The sequence below is a fragment of the Salarchaeum japonicum genome (assembly GCF_049705945.1).
Classification (GTDB): Archaea; Halobacteriota; Halobacteria; order Halobacteriales; family Halobacteriaceae; genus Salarchaeum; species Salarchaeum japonicum_A.
Genome location: NZ_JBNAMV010000004.1, coordinates 101,516 through 124,500 on the forward strand (window position 1 = coordinate 101,516; position 22,985 = coordinate 124,500).

The following is a 22,985-nucleotide window of genomic DNA, read 5'->3' on the forward strand; positions in this document are numbered from 1 at the left end:
GCGTTTGTCGCCGCGTATGTCTGGCAGTGACGACAGTCAGCGAGAAGCGATGCCTCGGGACACCAACCACAGCTCTGCGAGCCGCCGGGCGTTCCTCGGCGCGGCCGGCGCGGCCGCAACGACCGGCCTCGCCGGTTGTACGGGAATGCTCGGTGGCGGCGGCGACAGCACCACCACGCTCCGCGTGACCGCGTGGAGCGGGAACTACGGCGAGCGCTTCCGGCAGGCCATCAAGCCCATCTTCGAGTCGCGGTTCGACGCGGAACTCGAAGTGAACACGGGCTGGAACAGCCTGCTCGCGAAGATTCAGTCCGCGCCCGCGGACGACCCGCCGTTCGACGTGACGGTGACCTGCGAACCCATCTACTACAACGGCCGGAACGCCGGCCTGTTCGAGGAACTCCGGTACGAGGAGAACATCCCGAACATCGACAACGTCATGCAGCACTACAAGGACGTTCGCCCGATTTCGCACGGCGCACCCGCGGACGGCGCGCCGCTCACCATCCTCTATCGGGACAGCCTCGACCAGCCGGTGGAGACGTGGAGCGACTTCACGAGCGAGTCCGTGAAGAACTCCGCGGGCGTCGGCGTGGACGGCGGCTTCTGGATTTATCCCCTGCTCGGCGCGGGCGTCGGCACGGACGCCGCCCCGGCCGCGAACGAACTCTACCAGGAGCAGCACCACGAGCAACTCATCGACACCCTCGAAGAGTGGCCCATCACGGGCTGGGCGAACTCGGGGACCGACATCTGGCGGCAGTTCCAGGGCGGCACCATCGACGCCGCGCAGTGGTACTTCGGCCAGGTGTACTACGACATGGAGAACCACGAGGACGTGTCGTTCTCGATGCCGGACGCGAACGCCGGCTACATGGACAACTGGGCGGTCGTGCGCGGCACGGACAAGCGCACGCTCGGCGAGGAGTTCATCAACATGCTCCTCGACCCCGAAGTCCAGAGCAAGTGGTCGGAAGACCACCCGCTGTTCTTCACGACCGAGGACATGTCGTACGCGGGCGACCTCGGCGAGTACCTCCCCAGCACCGCGGAGGAAGCGCAGAACATGGCGCTGCCGCGCTGGGGCGAACTCGCGGACTACTCGGAGAAGTTCTCGAACACTGTCAAGCAGATGAAGACGAACTAAATGGCGTCCGTCACCCTCTCAGACCTCCGCAAGGAGTACGGCGACCTCACGGCCGTCGACGGCCTCGACCTCGACGTCGACGACGGCGAACTGCTGTGCCTGCTCGGCCCGTCCGGCTGCGGGAAGTCCACGACGCTGCGGATGCTCGGCGGCCTCGAAACGCCGACGGACGGCGACGTGCACATCGACGGCGAGCCGGTGACCGACCAGCCGCCCTACGAGCGGAACACGTCGATGGTGTTCCAGTCGTGGGCGCTGTTCCCGCACAAGAGCGTGCTGGAGAACGTCGCGTTCGGCCTGAAGATGGACGGCGTCGGGAGCGACGAGCGCGAGGAGCGCGCCCGCGAGATGCTGGAAGTCGTGGAGATGAGCGAGTTCGCGGAGAGCGACCCGGAGGACCTCTCCGGCGGCCAGAAGCAGCGCGTCGCGCTCGCGCGGTCGCTCGCCATCGAACCGGACGTACTCCTGCTCGACGAACCGCTCTCGAACCTCGACAAGCGGCTGCGCGAGCAGATGCAGCTCGAACTGCGGAACATCCACGACGCCGTCGAGACGACGTTCGTCCACGTCACGCACGACCAGAACGAGGCGTTCACGCTCGCGGACAGCATCGCCATCATGAACAACGGCCAGATCGAGCAGATCGGCGCGCCCCGCGAGGTGTACGACGACCCCGTGAGCCTGTTCATCGAGGAGTTCCTCGGGGACACGAACCTCGTGGACGCCACGGTCGCGTCCGTCACCGACGACGGCGTCATCGCGGACACCGCGTTCGACGCCGAAATCGAGGTACCGACCGGTGACGCGGCCGTCGCCGAGGACGACGCGCTCACGCTCTCCTTCCGCCCGGAGGAACTGAACGTGGCGCGCGCGAGCGACGTGGACGGAGGCGCAGCCGTCGAATCCGAACCGACGACCGCGCTCACCGGCGACATCACGGACGTACTCTACCGCGGGTCGTCCGTCCGGTTCTACGTCGACATCGCGGGCGAGAGCCTGTTCTTCGAGCAGAGCGTCGGCGCGGACACCGAGTTCTCGGTCGGCGATACGGTTGAGGTGTCGTGGCACCCGAGCGACCTCCTCGCGTTCACGGGCGACGGCGAGCGCGTCGGCCGAGGTGGTGAGTAGTGGCGACGGAGTCGATGTTCGCGTGGCTCGGCCGCCGCATCAAGAGCCAGGACACCGGGAGCGTCATGCTCGTCGCGCCGCTCGCGGCGTTCGAGCTCCTGTTCTTCGTCGTTCCCTTCCTCATCCTCGTGCGGATGAGCCTGAACGAGAGCGCGCAGGCCGGCCCCTACGAGTCGGGGTTGACGCTCGACGCCTACCGGTCCGTGCTCGACTCCGGACTCTACCACGACCTCGTCTTCTTCTCGTTCAAACTCGGCGTCATCGCCACCACGATTGCCGTCCTGCTCGCGCTGTTCTACTCGTACGCCGCCTACCGCGCGACGGGGTTCCGGAAGTCCCTACTGTTGTTCTCCATCATCCTTCCCCTCCTCACGACGCTCGTCGTGAAGACGTACGCGTGGCGGCCGCTCCTCGCGCCGAACGGCGTCCTGAACGACGTGCTGATGGGAATCGGATTGACGAGCTCACCGATACAGTTCGCGCCCGGTATGTTCGGAACGGTCGTCGGCCAGGTGTACATCGTCTTCCCGTACGCCGTGCTCGCCATCTACAGCGTGCTGTCGACGATGGACTGGGACACCGTCGAGGCCGCGCGTGACCTCGGCGCGTCACGTCCGCGGTCGTTCCTCGAGGTCGTCGTTCCCGAGGCGCTCCCCGGTATCGCGGTCGCGACCGTCGTGTCGTTCGCGTGGAGCGTCGGCGCGTACGCCGCGCCCAGCCAGTTGGGGTCCGGCCAGCAGACGACGTTCGCGATGGAGATCGAGAACCTGATGCTCACCGCGTTCGATTGGCCGGCCGGCGCGGCGTTCAGCCTGCTGATGCTCGGCGGCATGCTCGTCGTGTCGCTCGCCATCATGCGGCTGTTCACGGGCTCCATCGGAGGTGTGCAGGATGTCTAGGGTGTCCCGAGAGAGCGTCGAGGACGCGCTGTTCCGCGCGGGCTACTGGCTGCTGTTCGCGGTCATCATGCTCCCAATCGTCGTCGTGTTCGTCACGTCCTTCCAGCAGGGCGAGTACCTCACGTTCCCGCCGAGCGAGTACAGCCTCCGCTGGTACGGCGAGTTCTTCGCGAGCGAGGAGTGGCTGAGCGCGGTCGTGGACAGCGCCACCATCGGCATCGGGGCGTCCGTGCTCGCGACCGTGCTCGGCGTCACTGGGTCGCTCGCCGTGCAGCGCTCCGACTCAGTGCTCACGCGCGTCCTCCCGCCAATCATCCTCCTTCCGCTCCTGCTCCCGCCGGTCGTCATCGGGCTGACGCTCCTCATCTACGTCAACCGAATCGGGCTCACGAGCGCGTACCTCAACATCGTCGTCGCGCACACGCTGTGGGCGACGCCGCTCGTGTTCTTCGTGATGCAGTCCGTGTTCGCGCGCTTCGACTGGGACCTCCGCGACGCCGGAATGGACTTGGGCGGACGCCCCTCCCGGGTGTTCTACCACGTCGTGCTGCCGAACGTCCGGAGCGGCGTCGTCATCTCCGCGGTCATCGCGTTCATCGTCAGCCTTCAGGAGTTCATCATGGCGCTGTTCCTGAAGAGCTACTACGTGAAGACGGTGCCCGTGCTCGCGTGGACCTCGCTCGAGTCCTCCCTGACGCCGATGGTGAGCGTCGTCTCGGCGTTCCTCGTTCTCGCCTCTATCGTCGGCGTGCTCGTCGCTGCGGCGGTGATGAACATGGAGTGGCTCGCGAAACAGCTCTAGACGGCGCTCTCCGCGAGCGCTTCGACCGCCCGCCGCACTCGTTCTGACGCTGCTTGCGTCGACACGCCGAGTTCGTCCGCAACGTCCGCGAGCGTCGCCTCCCGCGGCACGCCGAAGTAGCCGAGCGAAACCGCGGCCCGCAAGGCCGCGCGCTGGGCGTCCGTGAGACTCCCGGTGTCGTCGGCGTTCACGCCCTCGTAGAGACGCCGTAATGAGAACGTCACGTCCTCGTCGTCGCACGCCGCGCGGAACTTCGCGAGCGCGTCCCGGTCGGGAAACCGCATCTCGAACCGCCAGCCGGACGGCGCGCTGTAGAGACCGACGAGCGCCGCGCCGAGGTCGACGTACGTCGGGTAGATGACGGTGTCGTGGTGCTCGCTGATCTGCACGCGGTAGATCCGGCGGTTGTCCATGTCGTCCAGGACGACCGCATTCGACACGGAGTCGTCGGCGCGCAGGGCGTCGTCGAACGCCGCGAGCGCGTCCTCGTCGGCGTCGTCAGTCGGGGTCGCCCAGAAGAAGATGAGCGGGCGCTGCGGGTCGGTTCCGACCTCGTGCTGGACGTTCAGGTCGACGTCGGGGACGGCGCTGCGGGCGTGGTGGAGGGCGAGGTCCGGGCCGGTCAGCAGGAACTCGGCGATGAGACTCATTGTCCGCCAAAGGGGTCGGGTATGTGATAGTTCCCCCGGGTTTCCCGAACGCTTAGGGCGATTCCAGCACACGCAAGCGACATGGAGAGCGACTGGGGCGACTGGCTGCCGGCGGCGGTCGCGGACGCCGACCCGGACACCGTCGCCGTCTGGTATCTCGGCTGTAACGGCTTCGTGCTCAAGGGACGCGAGGGAACGACGGTCTATATCGACCCGTACGTCGGGACGGGCGACCCGCCGCGGACGGTGCGGATGGTTCCCGTTCCGTTCGACCCCGCGGACGTGACGGACGCGGACGCGGTGCTGGCGACCCACGAACACACCGACCACGTGCACGGGGAGACGCAGGGGCCGATTCTCGCGAACAGCGAGGCGACGTTCTACGGGCCGGGCGCGAGCGTCGCGGTGACCCAGGAGGAGAACTGGCAGTCCGCGTACGACCTCGGCACCGACCAGTTCGAGACCGTCTCGGAGGGCGAGTCGTTCGAACTCGGCGAATTCACCGTGCACGTCGAGTACGCGCACGACCCGGACGCCGCCGACCCGGTGTCGTACGTGTTCGAGCACGACGCTGGCGTGTTCTTCCACGGCGGCGACACGAAACCGGACGGCGGCCTGGAACGCGTCGGCGACGAGTACGACATCGACCTCGGCGCGCTCGCGTTCGGCTCTCCGGGTATGATTCCGGACAAGCAGACCCGGGAGCCGAAGTACACGAAGTGGTACAGCGACGAGGCGGAAGTCGTCGAGGCCGCGCGCCTCCTCGACCTTGACCGACTGCTCCCGACGCACTGGGACATGTGGAAAGGACTCACTGCAAACCCCGAGGCGTTGCGGCCGCACGTCCGAAGTTTCGACGCGCCCGACCGCCTCGAACTCGCCGAAATCGGCGACCGGGTAGACCTGTGAGGGTAGTCGAAGCCACGTCGGAGGCGGCGCGCGCGGACGCGTTCAGCGTGCGACGGGCGGTGTTCGTGGACGAACAGGGCGTCCCCGAGGACTTGGAGTGGGACGACCACGACGAGGCCGAGGAGACCCACCATTTCGTCGCGTACGACGGCGAGACGCCGGTCGGGGCGGCGCGCCTCCGGCCGAAGGACGAGTCGACGGGGAAGGTAGAGCGCGTCGCGACCCTCGAGGAGCGCCGGGGCGAGGGCATCGGCCGCGCGCTGATGAACGAACTGGAGGACGCCGCGCGCGACGAATACGACCGCCTCGTACTGCACGCGCAGACGCACGCGGAGCCGTTCTACCTCCACCTCGGATACGAGACGACGAGCGACGTGTTCGACGAGGCGGGCATCCCACACGTGGAGATGGCGAAGCGTCTGAACCGCAATCAGTAAACCGACGCGGGCGCTTTCTTCGCGTGATGAGTGAGACCGTCCACGTCGCCGTGCCGCGGAAGGGCCGCCCGCTGGAAGCCGTTCTCGACCGGCTTGCGGGCCATCCCGACGCGACCGGGGACGCCGCGGCGGTCGCGGACGACGTGTCGAACGTCCTCCGCTACGAGAAGTCCGTGACGAAGGACCGGCAGGACGCCGAAGACGGCGTGTACGCTCGACTCGCGGACTACTCGACGCCGGGAGACGACTATGCGCCAGACTTCACCCTGCTCCGGGACGACCGCGCGGGCTTCCCGCGACGGGTCGTCTTCGACAGCGTCACCATCGACCTCGGGGACGTGAACGTCCACCTCGTCGGTCGCGAGGAGCCGTTTCGCGCGCTCCGCACGCACGAGTTCGCGCTCGGGTTCGACAGCGCCGACCTCGTCCTCGAAGAAGTCGTCGGCCTCGAACCCGAGCCGCTGACCTCGTTGGCAGACGTGAACGCCCGCATCGACCCGCACGACACGGACGTGCGCGTCGTCACCGGCCTCGGAGACACCGTCTATCACACGCTGCTCGCGACCCACGAAACCGTGGATTCGGGACCCACGGATACGCTCGACCGCGCGTTCGTCGAGGAGTACGAGGGAGCGTTCTGCATCAGTCCGCGCTACGAGCGCCTCGTCGAGGCGGTGCTCGGCACGCGCGCCGCCGACGGCCTGGAGTTCGTCTACCCCGGCCCCGGCGTCGAGGAGGAGGCCGCCGTCGCGGACGCGGGTATCGGCGCGTACCTCACCGTCACGGGGTCGACGGCGCGCGAGCACGGCCTCGAACTCGGCGAACGGCTGTTCCCGAGCGAGACCGTGCTGATGGAGAACGCCTGCGAGACAGACAGCGCGGCTATCGAGCGCGTGCGGGAGGCGCTCGGACACACCGTCGAGGAGACCGCGCTCGCGATGGACTAGCTTTTCAGCCTCCCCGCCGGACTCCGGGTATGTTCGAGTACTCGCGCACGGTGGACGTGCGCTATCAGGACTTCGACACCGTGGGCGTCGCGAACAACGCGACGTTCGCCACGCTCGTGGAGGAGGGCCGGCGGTACTATCTCGAAGACCACCTCGGAATCAGTCTGGACGACTCGCGGGTCGTGCTCGCGCACCTGGAGTTCGACTTCGAGCGGCCGGTGACGGAGCCGACGAGCGTGGACGTGCACGTCCGCACGGACGACGTGGGCGGGTCGAGTTTCACGCTCGCGTACGAGGTCACGCAGAACGGGGACCGTATCGCGACCGCGGAGTCGACGCAGGTCACGATAGACGACGCGGGGCGGCCGCGCGACCTCCCCGAGACGTGGCGGACTCCGCTGGAGTCGTCGCTACTGGACGGCTAGTTCGTCGGCGCGTTCGGCGGCGAGGTCCGCGAGTTCTTCGGTGGTGAGGTCGGAGCGGTCGGCGAGCACGCGCGTCAGCATGCCGAGCTGGTCGATGGCGGCGCCGTGGAGTTCGCGGCCGTCGACGGTGCTGCCGAAGTAGAACTCGGGCGCGCCGTCCTCGTGGAGCAGTCCGAGATAGATGGAGTCGAGGTTCTCTGCGTCCAGCGCGGACGTCGCCTGCTCTCGCACTTCCTCGAAGTCGGGGTCGTCGCTCATGGCGTCCGCTCGGGGTTCCGCGGGGAAAAACCCAGCCGTCGCGGCGAGCGACAGCCCACATCTGCAGGACCGACACGGGAAGGAATGTGGGGGTCGTCGATGCGGGTATGACGACACTCCGGTACGCGACACGGGCCGACGCGTCGGCGGTCGCCGACCTCCAGACCGCGGCGGCGCGAGCGTTCGGTCCCGGACACTACACTGGCGACGAACTGGACCGGTGGGCGCGCGAGCGCGACCCCGCGGCGTACGACTTCGACGACGGCGTGCACGTGGTCGCGGAGCGCGACGGCGACGTGGTCGGCTGGGGATGGGTGCGGCCCGAGCGCTGCGAGGTGAGCGCCGTCTCCGTCCACCCCGACCACGCCCGCGACGGCCTCGGCACGCGCCTGCTCGACCGGCTCGAAGCGGAGGCGGCGGACGCCGGCTGCGACGCGCTCTCGCTGTGGGCGTCCCTGCCGAGCGTGGGGTTCTACGACGCGAACGGCTACGAGCGCGTGCGCCGCGTCACACTCGACTCGGGGTCGACCTCGCTGCCGTGCGTCGTGATGCGGAAGCACGGCGTGCCGCTCGACGGTGTGGACGCGGCGACGGGGAGCGCGGCGCACACGGGGTGCGTCGAGGAGTAGGTTACCGAAGCCGTCACCTACTTCCCGCGGACTGAACAAGCGGTCAGTATGTTCGTTCTGTTCGCTGAGTCCGTACTGTCTCGCGCGGGAGGGATGGCCTGATGGGCGTGCTGGACACCGACCGCCGCATCATCGTGTTGGCGCTCGCGCGGATGGCGGACGCCATCGGGAACTCCTTCCTCATCGTCGTCCTCCCGCTCTACATCGAGAAGCTCGTCGGCGGCGGCGAGTCCGGCGTGTTTGTCGGGCTGTTCGGGCTGTCCACGACGCTCTCGCTCGGACTCGCGACCGGACTCGTGCTCTCCCTGTTCGGCTTCCTCAACAGCTTCGCGCAGCCGTTCACCGGCCGGTGGAGCGACCGCCTCGGGAAGCGCAAACTCTTCATCATCGCCGGGCTCGGCATTCTCACGATAACGAACCTCGCGTACGTCCTCGCGGGCAGTTACTTCAGCCTGTTCGGTATCCGCGCCCTCCAGGGCCTCGGCGTCGCGTTCACCGTCCCGGCGACCATCGCGCTCGTGAACGAACTCTCCTCGGCCGAGAGCCGCGGGGAGAGCATGGGCGTGTTCAACACGTTCCGCTTGCTCGGGTTCGGAATCGGCCCCGTCGCCGCCGGAACGTTCGTCCACCTCTACGGGTACAACGCCGCGTTCGCGTTCGCCGCCGGCGCGGCGCTCGTCGCGACGCTCCTCGTGTACGCGCTCGTGGAGGACGCTGAGGACACGGAAGCGAGCGCGAGCGAGGACCTCTCCATCGAGGTGTTGAACTCCGCGAACCGCGGCGTCCTTGACCCCGTGTTCACGCTCGGCCTCGCCTCCCTCTTCATGGCCATCGGCATCGCGCTCCTCGCCGCCATCGAGACGAAGGTGAACGCCCGCCTCGACCAGGGGAGTTTCCTGTTCGGCGTGGAGTTCGCGGCGTTCGTCCTCGCGCAAGTGCTCGTGCAGGTCCCGGTGGGGAGTCTGAGCGACCGGTACGGCCGACGGCCGTTCATCCTCCTCGGTCTCGTCATCCTCGCGCCCGCGACACTCGTTCAGGGGTTCGTCACCACGCCCGCGCAGATGATAACGGCGCGGTTCGTGCAGGGCGTCGCCGGCGCGATGGTGTTCGCGCCCGCGTTCGCGCTCGCGGGCGACCTCGCCCGGCACGGCGACTCCGGGACGAAACTCAGCATCCTCACGATGAGTTTCGGCCTCGGAACCGCCATCGGCCCGCTCGCGGCGGGCGTGCTGTACACCCTTGACTACGCCGCGCCGTTCGTGTTCGGCGGACTGCTTGCGGTGGTGGGATTGGTGCTCGTGTACACGCAGGTCGCGGAGACCGTCGACCCCGGTGCGGGGCCGGCCGCCGCGCCGCAGGATTAGAGGCGGTAGTCGTCTATTCTGGAGCCGGCGACGCGATAGCTCGCGTACCCACATAGTCCGACGAACACCGCGGTGACGAGTGTGCCGAGGGCCTGTACGAGTGCCGGGGTGATACCGATCCCGTCCGCGAGCGCGTCAGCGACCGCGGGCACCTGCGTCGCGAGACCGGGCGCGGCGACGACGAGCAGGACGAGCGAGTAGATGCCGAACGCGACGAGGCTCGGCGCGACGACCCGGCGGCTGCGCGAGATGCGGACGCCCTCGAAGCGCGGGAACAGCGTGCCGATGCCGGTCGCGAGCATGCACGCGCCGACGAGCAGCGCGACCGTCGACACGGTGAGGAGTCCGAGCTGGACGGCGTCGAACGGAACGAGGACGGCGGAGACGAGGGTGAGCGGGAGGACGACGGACGCGCCGGCGACCGCGCCGGCGGAGACGAGGCCGCGGGCGAGCGACCGGCCGGGAACGCCACTGGTGAGGGTGACGGGGAGCATCGCGCCCTCATCCCCGAGTGGATTGAGCGCGAACCCGGCGCCGGCCGCCCACGCGCCGTAGACGGCGAAGATGGCGGGCAGAGTCGCGGGCACCTCTCCCGTCTGAACGGCCTGTGTGACCGGCGTGAGCAGGACGAACGCGGGATAGATGACGAACACGAGTTTGATGGGAGCGCGTCGGGCGCGCGTCCACGCCGTGCGCGCGACCCACGCCGAGGGTCGGCCGACGACGCGTTCGAGCGGGCCGGCAGAGACGGAGGTCTCCTCGCGTTCGACGCGCGCTTCGGTGTGGGCTTCGTCGGCGTACCAGGCGGCGCCCGCGCCGCGGATGGCGGCCGCGAGCAGGACCGGAAGGGCGACGACGGCCACTACGAGGCCGGCGACGGCTTCGGTGACGGCGGCGTCGCCGACGACGGCGAACGGGAGCAGGCCGATCCAGCCGATGGGGGTCGCGCCGACCGCGTCGAGGAGCGGCATGAAGAACGACGCGTCCTGGGAGACGCCGACGACGTAGAGGTAGACCAGGAAGATGGCGACGCCGAGCGGCGTCTTGTACTTGGCGAGCCGGCTGTTCGCGGTGAACCCGTAGCGGAGGGCGTAGCCGAGCGCGTGGCCGGCGAGCGTGCCGACGGCCGCGAGCGTGCCCGCGGCGACGAGGACGGATGCACCGAGGACGACGGACCCGGAGCCGACGGCGATTCCGACGGAGATACAGACGACGGGGACTGCGGCGTACGCGGCGACGCCGACGAGTTCCGCGAGCAGGAGGCCGAGCACGCCGTCCCGGTAGGGGATGGTGGTGAGCATACCGGCCTCGTGGTCGAGTTCGCCCTGTTCGCCGACGATGCGGATGGCGGTCAGGCCGGTCGCACCGAGGAAGAGTGCGGACGCGGCGAGCGGTCCGTACTCGACGATTTCGGCGTCGATGGGGCCGGAGACGGATTCGCCGATGTTGAACGCGCCGAGCGCGGCCGCGGCGCTGAACACGACCAGGAAGATGCCGGCGATGGCGAGCGCGCCGGCCTGGAGGCGGCTGCGGAGGAGCACGCGGATGCGGCGCTTCGTCTCGACGCGCGCGAACAGGAGTGCGTGCCCGAGGTTCGGCGTTTTCACGTGCCGTCGACCTCCGTGGTGACTTCGAGGAAGACGTCTTCGAGGCTCTGCTGTTCGCCGGTTTCGGCGCGTTTCTTGAGGGCCTCGGGACCGCCTTCCGCGACGAGGTCGCCCTTGAAGAGAACGCCGACGGTGTCCGCGAGTTCGTCGACCACGGAGAGGATGTGACTGGAGAGGAAGACGGTGGTTTCGTCCTTGGCGAGGTCGTCGATGGTGTCGCGAACGGTGCGGGCGGCGCGGGGGTCGAGGCCGGACGTGGGTTCGTCGAGGAACACGACTTCGGGGTCGTGGAGGAGCGCCTGCATGATGCCGGCTTTCTGCTTCATTCCCTTCGAGTACGCGCTGATTCGCTTGTCGGCGTCGTCCGCGAGGCCGAAGCGTTCGAGAAGGTCGTCGATGCGGGCGGTAGCGTCGGCGGGCGGGAGGTCGCGGAGGCCGGCGATATACTCGAGTTGTTCGCGGCCGGTGAGTTCGTCGAACAGCGGCGGTTCTTCGGGGAGGTAGCCGATTCGTTCCACGAGCGCGTCCCGGTCGTCGATGGACGCGCCGGCGACGGACGCGGTGCCGTGCGTCGGTTTCGTGAGCGTCGTCAGCATCCGCATCGTCGTGGTCTTCCCGGCACCGTTCGGCCCGAGGAAGCCGTACACCGTACCTTGGGGGATGGAGAAGTCGAGGCCGTCGACGGCGGTCTCGTCGCCGTAGCGCTTGGTGAGGCCGGTCGCCTCGATAGCGGGGGTTGGCATATCGAAGAGTGAACAGTCGGGGGAGGAATAAGTTCCGGGAGCTACACGTCGAGCTCGTTCGCGAACCAGGTTTCCAGGGACTCGGTGAGCACGGATGCGAACCGCGAGTTCGCGCTCCACATCGCGGTCTCGGTCGCGCCGTCGTGCACGCCGAGTACGATCGTGTCGCCGTCCACGAGCGCGACTCTGCTCGACGGCGGCGTTGGCTCCATCGGCGTCCCGACTCTGCTGGTTTCGAGGCCTGCGTCGGTCGCGTCGGCGAGCACGTCTTCGTCCTCGCTCACGACCTGCACGACGACGCCGCGGTCGGCCGCGTCGGCGAGCGCGTCCCGGATGGCGTCGGGGAAGAACGCGGTGTCTCCCGTGCCGAACAACGCGCGGTCGGTCGCGTCCTCGATAACGTCGACGATGCGGTCGGCGACGGCGTCCGTGCCGGTGACCGTCCAGATGGCCTCCCGGTTCTCGTCGGGATCCGCGAGTTCGCCCTGCACGGACTCGATGTAGTCGAACGCGCGGTCGCGGTCGGCCTCGAATCGCTCCCGGAGGTGGTCGCGCGCCGCGTCCAGCGACACCGGACGGTAGCGGCGCGGCGTCGTCTGCTGGACTTCGAGCAGCCCGGCGTGTTCGAGGTCCTCGGCGGCGCCGTACACCTGCGACCGCGGCACGTCAGCCACTTCGGCCACGTCGCTCGCCGTGCCGGTGCCGAGGCGCTGGAGCGCCACGAACACGCGGGCTTCGTACGTCGAGAGGCCGAGCCGGGTGAGAGCGTCGACCGCGTCCGGTTCGTTCATTCGTCCTGGGTCAGCCACTGCTGGTGGATGCGTTCGTACTGCTCTGGCGACAGCGCGCCCGCCTCGAGCTGCTCGGCGGCGAGCGCGAGGTCCTGCTGGCTCACTTCGCCCTCGCTGACGATGCGTTCGAACACGTCGCTCACGACGGTGACGAACCCGTCGCCCTCGACGGCCGTCGCGCCGCCGCGGGTGCGGAGTTCGCCGTCGAAGCGCACGGTCTCGTTGTCGCGGGCGTCGGACGGAACCGAGACTGTGTACTCGACGCGGCCGGGCGTCGGGTCGTCAGTCTCCCAGACGGCGTAGAGCGTGCCGTCGCTGACCGTGGCGCTGAGCGGTTCGGGGTCGACGTGGTCGAGCGATTCGACCGGTGCGTCCTCCCGAAGGAGCGCGCGACCGGACAGTTCTGGGAGGTGGACGACGACTGTCGCTTCGCCGCCGGGCTGCACGAACCGCGGCGAGGCGTCGCGGGTCGGCGCGTCGCTCGCGACCGCAGCGTCGTCGGCCGCTGTCGCGTCGTCGCTGCCGGCGTCGCCGTCGAACTCGTCGCCGCCGAGCGGGTTCGTGTACCGCGTCCAGACGACGAGAAGGCTCGGCAGCACGAGCACGGCTGCGAGGAACGCGTAGATGATGGTCATGCCCGTGATGATGCCGAACTGTTGGAGCGGCGGGAGCACGGCGAACACGAGCACGCCGAATCCGCCGACAGTGGTCGCGGCACTCCCGAGGAGCGCGCCACCGGTCCCCTTGAGCGCGACGCGAAGGGCTTCGAACGCGTCCTCGCGGCGTTCGAGTTCCTGGTTGTACCGCTCGCTCAAGTGGATGCTGTACGCGACCCCGAGTCCGACCGTGAGGCTCGTGATCATCCCCGTGAGGACGTTGAACGGGATTCCCGCGAGATACATCGTCCCGAGAATCCACGCGACGCTGAACACGACGGGGAGCAGAGTCACGAGCCCGAGTGTCGCACTGCCCTCGGTGAGCCGGTAGGCAGCCATCAGGAAGACGACGATGGCGACCAGGGTGACGATGAGGCTCTCGATGACGGTTTCGAGCAGCTGGTCCTGAATTATCTTGAAGGTGATGCTCTGCCCGGTCGCGGTGGCGGTGAGGCCGTTGCCGTCGACGATTTCCGCGACGGCCCGCATTTGCTCTGTGATGTCGGCGTTGGACGCACCGCCCGAGACGGAGACGACCATCCGGAGCGCCGCGTAGTTGTCGCCCTCTTGGGCGATGACGCCCTGCGCCTGGTTGGGCGCGACGGCGAACAGCGCGTCGTAGACAGCCGCAACGTTGCGGTCGGGGACACCGTTCCCGTCGGTGTCCGCGGCGGTGTACGTCTCGTTGAAGGTCTCGTTCTGCGCCGCCACCTCCTCCATCACCGTGAGCGGGCTCTGGATGGCGGCGTCGCCGCCGGAGAGCGTGACGGTCACGTTCTTCTCAGCGGCAGCTTTCTGAGCGTCGTGGAGGCGTTCGAGCGCTGTATCGCTCGTCACCCCGTCCTCTATCAGTATTTGTGCCTGCGAGTCCTGCCGCAGGAAGTTATCGTTGACGTACTGGAGGTTCTTCTTCGCCGTGTAGTCGTGGGGCTTGAACGGTTCCGGGAGGTCCTGCATCCACGCCGGCGGGTCCTCCGCGATGAAGTCCGTTTGACTGAACGACGTGTCGACCTGCGTCGCGCCGTACGCACCGCCGGCGCTGAGGAGGACGGCGAACAGGATGACGAGCCACGGCGACTTCTTCGCCGCCGTGCTGCCGAGAGTGAGCGCCTTGCCGAGTCGGCCGCCGCCCGTGCCGAACGCGCGCTTCTTCCGGTCGTACCCACGAGATTCGAGGAACTCGTCGAGTTCGACCTTCACCGCGGGAATCAGCACGCCGAACACGAGGAGCGCCGCGGTGATGCCGACGCTGGACACGATACCGAAGTTCTGAATCGGCGGGAGCGGACTGACGAGGTTCGAGAGGAACCCGATGACGGTGGTCGCGGTCACCCAGACGAGGGCGATACCGACGCCGGCCAACGCGACCCGCATCGACCCGCGGGGGCCTTCCTCAACGGCCTCACGCTCCTCGCGGTGCCGCATGAAGATGTGTATCGCGTAGTCGATACTCAGCCCGATCAGCAGGACTGGAACGGCGATGAAGATCTGGTTGAACGAGATGTTCGCCCAGCCCATGAAGCCGAACGTCCACACGAGCACCGCGGCGATGCCGAGGAGGCCGAGCACGATGTCGAGGAGGTCGCGGTACGCGATGATGAGCGTGAGGAGGACGAAGATGAGGGCGAGCGGTCCGACGATGAGCACGCTGTCCGTCATGGACTGCGTGATTTCGTCAGCGATGATGCCGCCGCCGAACACCATGTAGGTGTTCCCGTCACTCCGGGACGTCGCAAGATCCTGTATTACGGTCTGCGTCTCGACGAGTCGGTCGCTCGCGGACCCCATTTCGCTGTCGCCCTGCGTGGTCTGCGTGACGAGTACCATCGTCGCGGACGCGCTCCCGGACTCGTAGTCCGTCGGCATCAGCGCGAGCAAGCCACCGCCGCTCCCGCCGTTCCCGTTCTGGAGGAGGGTGCCGACGAGCGAGTCGACTTCGCTCGCGTTCATGGACCGGAGTTGGTCTTTTTGCTCGGTCAGACTGGGCGTGTCGGCGTTCTGGAGGTCGTTCGCGTCCTCCTGAAGCGCCGCGTAGTCGTCAGCGAGCACGTTCCGCGTGCCGAGCGTGTACGCCTTGTCGACAGCCTGTTCGCTGGACGCGTTCCGTAGCTGCTGGGCGGCGGTTTCGAACGTCGCGTAGTCTGTGTCGTTCAGCTCAACCGACGTGCTCGCGCGAACGTCCGCGAACGCAGCCTCGATGGACGCATTCGGGTTCTGCCGGAGGTCCGTGAGCGCGGCGCGGAGCGCTGCCGCCGTCTCGTTCAACAGTTGGCGACGTTGTTCGAGTTCAGCGGCTTGCTCCTGTCGGATCGCCGTCGTCGCGACGGCGTTCGCCACGCCCGAGGTCGGTGACTCGTTCACCAGGGAGGGCGCGACAGTCGCGTTCTCTCGTATCGACTGCTGGAGGTCGAGACTCTTGAGGAGTTGTTCTTTCGCGAGGACGTTTTCCCCGCGCATGATCACCTGAACGGATGTCGTGTTCTGGCCGGACTGGAAGGTGTCCTGAATGTAGTCGAGTTTCTGGTATTCGGTCGTGTCGCTCTGGAACGCCCCAAGCGACGACGACTGCTCGACCATCGGTGCGCCGGCGCCGACGACGACCGTCAACAGCACCATGACGGCTATCGCGGCTTTACTGTGGTCGGTAACGGCGGTGACGAGGCGGTCGAACCGACTCACCCAACCACCACCGTTGTCAGTAGAATGCTACTCACAAATCTCACTCGTTCGTATCGAATGGCGTTCGGTACATATCCTTTCTGGAAGTGACACGCCTCCCGGCGGGGTGCGGACCTATGTGGCGTGCGAACGTACACTCGGGTATGTCGAGTGACTGGACGCCGTCCGAAATGGGGTCGCAGGCCGGAAACACCGTCGTCGTGACCGGTGCGAACAGCGGCATCGGGTTCGAAGCGACGGCGGCGTTCGCCGCGGCCGGCGCGCACGTCGTCATGGCGTGCCGGAGCACCGACCGCGGCCGGAACGCGAAACGCGAAATCGAACAGGAGTATCCGGGGGCGTCCCTGACAGTGCACGAACTCGACCTCGGCGACCTCGATTCCGTCGAACGGTTCGCGGACTGGTATCGCGCGGAGTACGACGCGCTGAACGTCCTCGCGAACAACGCCGGCGTGATGGCGATACCGCGCTCCGAGACTGCGGACGGCTTCGAGACCCAGTTCGGCGTGAACCACCTCGGGCACGCCGCGCTCACCGCGTACCTCCTCCCCGTACTCCGCCGGACGAACGGCGAGGCCCGCGTGGTCACACAGTCGAGCGGTGTCCACGAACGCGGCCGCATCGACTTCGACGACCTCCAGAGCGAACACGACTACGACAAGTGGGACGCGTACGCGCGGTCGAAACTCGCGAACGTCCTGTTCGCGTACGAACTCGACCGCCGCCTCCGCGCGGCCGGCGCGAGCGTCACCAGCGTCGCCTGCCACCCCGGATACGCCGCGACCAACCTCCAACTCCGCGGCCCCGAAGCCGAGGGGAGTCGCCTCCGCGTGCTCGCGATGAAAGCCGCGAACGTCTTGGTCGCGCAGAGCGCCGAACAGGGCGCGTGGCCGCTCCTCTACGCCGCCACCGAGCCCGACATCGACGGCGGCGAATACGTCGGCCCCACTGGATTGTTCGACATGCGCGGCCACCCCGGCACCCAGCAGTCGAGCGACCGCTCCTACAGCGAGGACACCGCGCGCCGCCTCTGGACCGTCTCCGAAGAACTCACCGGCGTCAGTTTCGACCTCCCCGAACCCTAGTCGACGCCGAGAATTTATACCGTATCAGTCCGGTGAGACCGTATGGACGACGTCGAACTCGACGAACTCGTCTCCTCCCTGACCCCGCGCGAGGAGAACCGCGCACTGAAAACCTACCAGAACACCGTCTCCGTCGCCTGCCCCGCCTGCGGCGAGCCCTTCGACGACCTCGTCGTCTGCAAGGAAAACCCCACCAGTCTCAATCTCTCCCAGCAACTCGACTTCTGCGTCGGCGTCGACGACGACCGCGCACTCATCTTCACGCACAAACAGTAAACCCAGAACGCGCCGAACCGCCGACTATCGCGCGCTACGCCAGCCGATAGTAGACCGCGGTTTCGTCCTCCGTCTCGACCTCCTTCGTCGTTACAGCACGCTCGGCTCCGAGTCGTGAGTTCTCGAAGAATGTGAAGTGCTCCGTCAGGGATTCGAACCCTGGTCCTTGCCGTGAGAGGGCAAGATGATTGGCCGGACTACACCAACAGAGCACTGGTGCGTTCGTCCGCGGGCCGCGCCCGCTTCACTCGATTGGAGACGCCGGCGATATTTAAACCTCACTTTTCGGGACGGGCCTGTGTCTTCGTGTCATCCGCTGCGCCGAGTCACCAGTCGTCGGGGAGGGTGCGTGGGATGACTTCGCGGCCGACGAGTGTTCGCTGTCCGAACGGCGAGGTGAGGAGGTCGAGGAAGGCGCGTCCGCGTTGGTCGGGGTCGCCGTGGGTGTAGAAGCCGACGGTGGCGGTCATCGGGTAGTCGTCGGAGACGCCGCGGCGCTCGCCGTCGACGAGGACGTCGAGCGTCGGGACGCCGCGGGCGTGGGCGAGGTGGACGCCGCGAGCGGGGAGGACGCCGATGGCGTGCTCGCGGTTCGCGGCGGCCGTAACCATCTCGGCGGCCTGGCCGTACCGGGCGTCGACGCCGGCCGTTGCGTAGCCGTTCTGGCGGAGGAAGGTCTCGTACGGGAGGTTGGTGCCGGTGATGTCGGGGCCGAGGAAGACGAACGGTTCGCGGTCGGGGCCGCCGACGGCTTGCCACGTGTCGATGTCGCCGGCGAACACGCGGCGTATCCGGTCGGGGGTGAGCGCGTCCACGCCGGCGTCGGCGAGCCCGGGAGAGACGACGAACACCCAGCCGGCCCGGCCGACCGGGTGGCGGACGACTTCGTTCGCGCGCTCGCCGAACGGTCCCTTCGGGTTCGAGCCGTCGGCGCGCGGACCGTCGTCGACGGTGGCGAGGTCGACACGGTCGTCGAGGAGCGCGGACGCGACGCGGGGGGCGGGTCCGACGGCGGATGCGACGCGGAACGGCGGGTCGGCGCGGCCGCCGAATGAGGTGATGCCCGCGCGACCCGCGAAGTAGTTCGCGAGGCGGTTCTGGAAGGACGGCCGGGTGTCGAAGCGCGACCAAACGACGCGGTCCGCGTCCGGTTTCGGGTTCGTGTTCCAGAGGCCGGCGGCGGGCTGCACGACCGAGGACAGCGTCGGCGTGCTCTGCACGGCCAACGTGGACGCGGCCCCCTCGCCAGTCCGATTCTGTTCTCCGGTGGTCGGGCTGGTGGTCGTGTCGGCGGGCGGCGGGTCGCCGTCCGGCCAGAGGTCGGCGAGCCCGGAACAGCCGGCGAGTCCGGCGAGCGCGCCTGCGGCACCCGCGACGACCGCGCGACGCGTTCCGTGGGTGTCGGAGGGCATACGCGGAGGTCGCCGCGGACGACTATTCAATCCCGGGGTGCGGGGTGTTTCGGTGGCTTGATTCCCGTGGGCGTGCGAGACCGAGATAATGGCTCTCTGGGGTCTGGTGCCGTCGTCGCCGGCGGTGAACGCGCTCGTTCTCGCGGTGGCGACGGCGCTCGTCTGGGTGGGAAGCGGGTGGCTGGAGGAGTCCGCGGAGAACCTCGCGGCGTACTACGGCCTGCCGGCGGTCGTGCAGGGGTCAGTGGTGGTCGCGGTCGGGTCGAGCTTCCCCGAGTTGGCGAGCGTGGTGTTCGCGGCGCTCGCGGGCGCGTTCGACATCGGTATCGGCGCGGTGGTCGGGTCCGCTATCTTCAACGTTCTCGTGATTCCCGCGCTCTCGGGGCTGACGGCGGACGACGACCTGTCCGCGAGCCGCGCCATCGTCTACAAGGAAGCCCAGTTCTACATGCTCGCGGTGTCCGCGCTCGTCGTGACGCTCGCGCTCGCGGTCATCTACGCGCCCGGTCCGGGACCGGCGCTGAACGGCAATCTGACGCGGCCGCTCGCGATGATTCCGCTCCTCCTCTACGGACTCTACCTCTTCATTCAGTGGCAGGACGTGTCCGACGCCGACGCGCCCGGAAACCCGAGCATCTCCGCGCCGCGGGCGTGGGGGACGCTCGCCGCCGGCCTCCTGGTGATTCTCGTCGCGGTTGAGCAGCTCGTGCACGCCGTCGAATCCCTCGGCGGCACGTTCGGCGTCCCCGAGTTCCTGCTCGGCGTGACGGTCGTCGCGGCGGCGACGAGCCTCCCGGATACGCTCGTGAGCGTGCAGTCCGCGCGGGACGGGAACGGCGCGACGAGCCTCGGAAACGTCTTCGGGTCGAACACGTTCGACCTCCTCGTCGCCGTGCCTGTCGGCGTGCTCATCGTCGGCGCGGTCACCGTGAACTTCGCGGTCGCGGTGCCGATGTTCGCCGTGCTCACGCTCGCCACCATCCTCCTGTTCACCGCGCTCCGCACCGACCTCTCCCTCACCACGGTCGAATCGGTCGCGTTGCTCACCAGCTACATTCTGTTCGTCGCGTGGGTCGTCGCGGAGACGCTCGGCGTCACGAGCGTCATCAAGGGCGCGTGAGTTACTCGTCCGGTGATTCTACGCCCGTGAACTCGAAGCGCGCGCCGCCGGACGCGCTCTCACCGACGGAGACGTTCCAGCCGTGCGCCAGCGCGATCTGTTTGATGCTCACCATCCCGAACCCGGTTCCGCCGGGCTTCGTGGAGTACCCGGGCTTGAACACGCTGTCGCGTTCGTGCGTCGGGATGCCGGGACCGTCGTCCTCGTAGTAGAAACCGCCGGGGAGCGCGCCGACCCGCATCGCGGTATCCGGGTCCGCGTGCTCGACCGTGTTCTTCACGAGGTTGTCCGCGAGCCTGACGGCCGCACGCTCGTCCGCCCGGATGCGCTTTGAGTCCACCACTGTGAACGACGCCGGCTCGGTTTCGAACGCGTCCCACGACCGGAACGCCGCCGCGAGGTCGAGCGGCTCGATGTCCGTCACGAGGTCGCCCTGCTGCATCACGTTCGAGAGGTCGGTGATGAGCGCGTCCAGTCGGTCCGCCGCCCGGCGCGCGTCGTCCAGTCGCGTCTCGTCGCCCTCCCGCGCGAGTTCGATATTCCCCTTCAGCACCGTGAGCGGTGTCTTCAGGTCGTGTGAGAGCACTTGCCCGAAGTCGTGCAGCCACTCCAGTTGCTCCTCGATGGCGATGGTGTGTTCCTTGCGTTTCGTTATCTGGCGCTGGAACCCGACGAAGTTCACCGTCTCGCCCGCGTCGTTCGTGACCGGCGATATCTCCAGGAGGTTCCAGAACGGCTTTCCGTCCTTCGTGTAGTTCAGTATCTCCGTCGTCACGGACTCCTCAGCCTCAACCGCCTCCCGGAGCTCTCGAACGCTCGCCGGGTCCGTCTCCGGCCCTTGGAGGAACCGACAGTTCCGCCCGACAGTCTCTTCCCGACTGTACCCCGTCATCTCGGTGAACCCCCGGTTCACGTACACGATGGAGTTGTCGTCCCCCGACGGGTCGGTGATGACGACGCCGAGGGACGCGGCGTCGAGCGCGCGGTCCCGGATGGCGAGGTCGTCCAGCAAGTCCTCCTCCGCGGTGAGGTCCTCGACGACGCAGACGTGGCCGCCGTCCGCCAGCTGCGTCAACGCGAGGCGTTCGGGGACCGATCGGCCGGATTTCGTCACGCCGGTCGCGCGCCCACGCCACGCCCCCTTGGATTCGAGTTCGGGCAGTATCTCGGTCTCGAACCGCGCGCGCTCGTCGTCGGCGTAGAGCATCGACCAGTGCCCGCCGAGAATCTCCTCCCGTGTCCGCTCGTACACGTCCGCGTACGCCGGATTCACGTACCGGAACGTGCCGTCGGCGTCGATGATGCCGATGCCTTCCTGCGCGGACTCGATGGCGAGGAGGCCCTGCCGCACCTGGGACTCCGCCCAGTGCTTCTCCACGAGCGTCTCTATTTTATTCGCGAGCACGGGGTAGACATCCGGGCCGTCCTTCTGGAGGTACTCGTCCACGCCGGCGGAGATCGCTTGACTCGCGATTTCCTCGTTCCCCTTCCCCGTGAATAGCACGAACGGGACCGGACAGCCGTCCTCCCGGAGCGCGGCGAGCAGGTCGAGGCCGTTCAGGTCGGGCATGTCGTAGTCGCTGACGATGCAGTCGTACTCGCGCTCCCGGACGTGTCCGGTGACCATGACCGGGTCGGTCAGTCCGGTGACCGACACGTCGGTTAGCTCGCGCTCCAGGAACCGCGTCGACAGTTCCACGGTCGCTTCGTCGTCGTCGACGAGGAGAACGCGTACCGTGCGGTTGTCGGGGCTGAACGAGACTATGTCGTTCAGCGGCGACGAAGCCATATCCTCGACCAGGACATCCGACTATATAGGCTGGCGGATACACTCGGATAATTTAAAATAAGTCGCGGGCGGCGGTCACTCCTCGCGGTCGCCGCCGGGTTCGTGGCCGGGGAGGCTGACGACGTTCTCCCGACCGATACGGAGACGGCTGATCTCCCCCTCGTCCTCCATCTCGGAGAGCAGCATACTCACCTTGGACTTCGACCAGTCCGTCTCCTCGACGATCTGGACTTGCCGCATCCGGCCGCCGTGAGTCTCCAGCAGTTCGCGCACGCGCTCCTCGTCCGACTGCAGTTCCGCGTCCGAGACCGCCGGTTCGGCCGGCACGCCGGAGTCTTCCCCATCGCCGTCCGCGGGTTCGCGGTCGCGCCGGCGCCACGCCGCCGCGCCGACCGCCGCCACCACGAGAATTACGAGCAGCGCGACGAACGCGACGAGCACCCACGGAATCCCGCTGTCGTCCGTCGTCCCGCCGCCTGCGGTCGTTCCGCCGGGCTGGGTCGTCGTGGCCGTGGTGAGCGGCGCGGTGGTGAGCGTCGCCTGCGGGCGCTCGTCCGCGAACTCCGTCGGCCCGAACCACGTCACGGAGTCGCTCTCGGCGAGCGTCTCGCCGGCCATCGAATCGGGCTGCGGGCTCACCGACGCGAACCGCAGTCCGTCGCCGGTTTCGAGGACGAGCCGCTGGCTCTCCCCGACGTACAGACCGCCCTCGAAGAGGTCGCCGACGAGCACGCGGTCACCCTGGACGCGCGCGAACGACGTCCACGTGAACGCCATCTCGACCACGCCGAGGTTGTCGTTCAGGCCCGTGACGCGCGCCGTCCGCGAGAAGTCCGTGGCGTTCATCGACCGTCCGGAGACGTTCTCGCCGTCGGCGACGAGCGTTCGCGCGCGGTCGCGGAAGTTCTCGTAGAGCGGCCCGGTTTTGTTCTCGAACTGGGCCGCGAACTCCCGGAAGTCCGCGCGCTGGGAGTCGTTTTCGAGCGGCGTCCGGTACTGGAACGTCCACCGCGCCGACCCGTCCTCGTTGACGGTGATGGTGAAGTGGACGCTGGAGAAGGACGGGCCGTCGGCCGTGCCGACGCTTCCCGCGTCGCCGAGGCCGCTCGCGGGAGCCACACCGGCGAGCAGGACGCTCACGACGAGGAGCGCACAGACGGCAGTGACCCGTGGCATGGCGGAGATTGCGTATCCGTGAATGAAATGTTTAGGGGTTCGCGGAGCGGCTATCG

Annotated in this window: 22 protein-coding genes and 1 tRNA gene; 13 read left to right on the top strand and 10 right to left on the bottom strand. The window is 68.0% G+C overall.

Features of this window, described 5'->3' with window-relative positions:
* Positions 1-16 precede the first annotated feature (16 nt).
* Genes ACOZ4O_RS02190 through ACOZ4O_RS02205 form a run of 4 tightly spaced genes read left to right on the top strand, consistent with a single transcriptional unit; the run spans position 17 to position 3,976 of the window.
* A complete protein-coding gene (locus ACOZ4O_RS02190) occupies positions 17-1,147 on the top strand; it encodes an ABC transporter substrate-binding protein (protein ID WP_424523678.1) in 1,131 nt (376 codons plus the stop codon).
* Positions 1,148-2,275, top strand: coding sequence for an ABC transporter ATP-binding protein (locus ACOZ4O_RS02195; protein WP_424523679.1), 1,128 nt, complete (start codon positions 1,148-1,150; stop codon positions 2,273-2,275).
* Positions 2,275-3,174, top strand: a complete 900-nt coding sequence (locus tag ACOZ4O_RS02200; protein WP_424523680.1) for an ABC transporter permease — start codon at positions 2,275-2,277, stop codon at positions 3,172-3,174. The genes ACOZ4O_RS02195 and ACOZ4O_RS02200 overlap by 1 nt, the downstream gene beginning before the upstream one ends.
* Entirely contained in the window at positions 3,167-3,976 is an 810-nt protein-coding gene (locus ACOZ4O_RS02205; RefSeq protein WP_424523681.1) for an ABC transporter permease, read from the top strand. The genes ACOZ4O_RS02200 and ACOZ4O_RS02205 overlap by 8 nt, the downstream gene beginning before the upstream one ends.
* Here the strand turns inward: ACOZ4O_RS02205 and ACOZ4O_RS02210 are convergent.
* Complete coding sequence (locus ACOZ4O_RS02210) at positions 3,973-4,626, bottom strand: helix-turn-helix domain-containing protein (protein WP_424523682.1); 654 nt, start codon at positions 4,624-4,626, stop codon at positions 3,973-3,975. The genes ACOZ4O_RS02205 and ACOZ4O_RS02210 overlap by 4 nt on opposite strands.
* An 81-nt stretch (positions 4,627-4,707) precedes the next feature.
* Here ACOZ4O_RS02210 and ACOZ4O_RS02215 point away from each other — a divergent pair, with 81 nt between their 5' ends.
* The 4 genes from ACOZ4O_RS02215 to ACOZ4O_RS02230 are packed head-to-tail and all read left to right on the top strand — an operon-like array spanning position 4,708 to position 7,344.
* Positions 4,708-5,535: an MBL fold metallo-hydrolase gene (locus ACOZ4O_RS02215; protein ID WP_424523683.1), complete on the top strand. Its 828-nt coding sequence runs from the start codon at positions 4,708-4,710 to the stop codon at positions 5,533-5,535.
* Positions 5,532-5,972, top strand: coding sequence for a GNAT family N-acetyltransferase (locus ACOZ4O_RS02220; protein WP_424523684.1), 441 nt, complete (start codon positions 5,532-5,534; stop codon positions 5,970-5,972). The genes ACOZ4O_RS02215 and ACOZ4O_RS02220 overlap by 4 nt, the downstream gene beginning before the upstream one ends.
* Before the next feature lie 26 nt (positions 5,973-5,998).
* Positions 5,999-6,919 (top strand): hypothetical protein, encoded by a 921-nt coding sequence (locus ACOZ4O_RS02225; RefSeq protein ID WP_424523685.1) that lies wholly within the window; start codon positions 5,999-6,001, stop codon positions 6,917-6,919.
* A gap of 29 nt (positions 6,920-6,948) precedes the next feature.
* Positions 6,949-7,344 carry an acyl-CoA thioesterase gene (locus ACOZ4O_RS02230; protein WP_424523686.1) on the top strand — a complete coding sequence of 132 codons (396 nt, stop codon included), beginning with the start codon at positions 6,949-6,951 and terminating at the stop codon, positions 7,342-7,344.
* Here ACOZ4O_RS02230 and ACOZ4O_RS02235 read toward each other — a convergent pair.
* A complete protein-coding gene (locus tag ACOZ4O_RS02235; protein ID WP_424523687.1) occupies positions 7,330-7,602 on the bottom strand; it encodes a hypothetical protein in 273 nt (90 codons plus the stop codon). The two genes, ACOZ4O_RS02230 and ACOZ4O_RS02235, sit on opposite strands and share 15 nt — an antisense overlap.
* Before the next feature lie 107 nt (positions 7,603-7,709).
* Here ACOZ4O_RS02235 and ACOZ4O_RS02240 point away from each other — a divergent pair, with 107 nt between their 5' ends.
* Together ACOZ4O_RS02240 and ACOZ4O_RS02245 are read left to right on the top strand one after the other, a co-directional pair.
* The gene (locus tag ACOZ4O_RS02240; protein ID WP_424523688.1) at positions 7,710-8,231 is read left to right on the top strand and encodes a GNAT family N-acetyltransferase; all 522 of its coding nucleotides are present in this window, start codon (positions 7,710-7,712) and stop codon (positions 8,229-8,231) included.
* A 101-nt stretch (positions 8,232-8,332) separates the two neighbouring features.
* A complete protein-coding gene (locus ACOZ4O_RS02245; RefSeq protein ID WP_424523689.1) occupies positions 8,333-9,595 on the top strand; it encodes an MFS transporter in 1,263 nt (420 codons plus the stop codon).
* Here the strand turns inward: ACOZ4O_RS02245 and ACOZ4O_RS02250 are convergent.
* The 4 genes from ACOZ4O_RS02250 to ACOZ4O_RS02265 are packed head-to-tail and all read right to left on the bottom strand — an operon-like array spanning position 9,592 to position 16,071.
* Positions 9,592-11,202, bottom strand: coding sequence for a hypothetical protein (locus tag ACOZ4O_RS02250; RefSeq protein ID WP_424523690.1), 1,611 nt, complete (start codon positions 11,200-11,202; stop codon positions 9,592-9,594). The two genes, ACOZ4O_RS02245 and ACOZ4O_RS02250, sit on opposite strands and share 4 nt — an antisense overlap.
* A complete protein-coding gene (locus tag ACOZ4O_RS02255; protein ID WP_424523691.1) occupies positions 11,199-11,945 on the bottom strand; it encodes an ABC transporter ATP-binding protein in 747 nt (248 codons plus the stop codon). The genes ACOZ4O_RS02250 and ACOZ4O_RS02255 overlap by 4 nt, the downstream gene beginning before the upstream one ends.
* Positions 11,946-11,986: 41 nt before the next feature.
* Positions 11,987-12,736 (bottom strand): TrmB family transcriptional regulator, encoded by a 750-nt coding sequence (locus tag ACOZ4O_RS02260; RefSeq protein WP_424523692.1) that lies wholly within the window; start codon positions 12,734-12,736, stop codon positions 11,987-11,989.
* A complete protein-coding gene (locus ACOZ4O_RS02265) occupies positions 12,733-16,071 on the bottom strand; it encodes an efflux RND transporter permease subunit (RefSeq protein ID WP_424523693.1) in 3,339 nt (1,112 codons plus the stop codon). Before ACOZ4O_RS02265 ends, ACOZ4O_RS02260 begins: the two co-directional genes overlap by 4 nt.
* Positions 16,072-16,214: 143 nt before the next feature.
* Between ACOZ4O_RS02265 and ACOZ4O_RS02270 the strand changes: the two genes are divergently transcribed.
* Both ACOZ4O_RS02270 and ACOZ4O_RS02275 read left to right on the top strand, forming a co-directional pair.
* A complete protein-coding gene (locus tag ACOZ4O_RS02270; protein WP_424523694.1) occupies positions 16,215-17,156 on the top strand; it encodes an oxidoreductase in 942 nt (313 codons plus the stop codon).
* Positions 17,157-17,198: 42 nt separating this feature from the next.
* Positions 17,199-17,432: a DUF7385 family protein gene (locus ACOZ4O_RS02275; protein WP_424523695.1), complete on the top strand. Its 234-nt coding sequence runs from the start codon at positions 17,199-17,201 to the stop codon at positions 17,430-17,432.
* Between the two features lie 137 nt (positions 17,433-17,569).
* On the opposite strand, the gene ACOZ4O_RS02280 is transcribed toward ACOZ4O_RS02275, so the two are convergent.
* Together ACOZ4O_RS02280 and ACOZ4O_RS02285 are read right to left on the bottom strand one after the other, a co-directional pair.
* A tRNA-Glu gene (locus ACOZ4O_RS02280) sits at positions 17,570-17,644 on the bottom strand.
* A 114-nt stretch (positions 17,645-17,758) separates the two neighbouring features.
* On the bottom strand, positions 17,759-18,844 hold the full coding sequence (locus ACOZ4O_RS02285) for a substrate-binding domain-containing protein (RefSeq protein WP_424523696.1): 1,086 nt from the start codon (positions 18,842-18,844) through the stop codon (positions 17,759-17,761).
* 88 nt (positions 18,845-18,932) lie between these two features.
* Here ACOZ4O_RS02285 and ACOZ4O_RS02290 point away from each other — a divergent pair, with 88 nt between their 5' ends.
* Positions 18,933-19,964, top strand: coding sequence for a sodium:calcium antiporter (locus tag ACOZ4O_RS02290; RefSeq protein ID WP_424523697.1), 1,032 nt, complete (start codon positions 18,933-18,935; stop codon positions 19,962-19,964).
* A gap of 1 nt (position 19,965) precedes the next feature.
* Here ACOZ4O_RS02290 and ACOZ4O_RS02295 read toward each other — a convergent pair whose 3' ends face one another.
* Both ACOZ4O_RS02295 and ACOZ4O_RS02300 read right to left on the bottom strand, forming a co-directional pair.
* Complete coding sequence (locus tag ACOZ4O_RS02295) at positions 19,966-21,753, bottom strand: PAS domain-containing protein (RefSeq protein ID WP_424523698.1); 1,788 nt, start codon at positions 21,751-21,753, stop codon at positions 19,966-19,968.
* Between the two features lie 75 nt (positions 21,754-21,828).
* A complete protein-coding gene (locus tag ACOZ4O_RS02300; protein ID WP_424523699.1) occupies positions 21,829-22,929 on the bottom strand; it encodes a helix-turn-helix transcriptional regulator in 1,101 nt (366 codons plus the stop codon).
* Positions 22,930-22,985 lie beyond the last annotated feature (56 nt).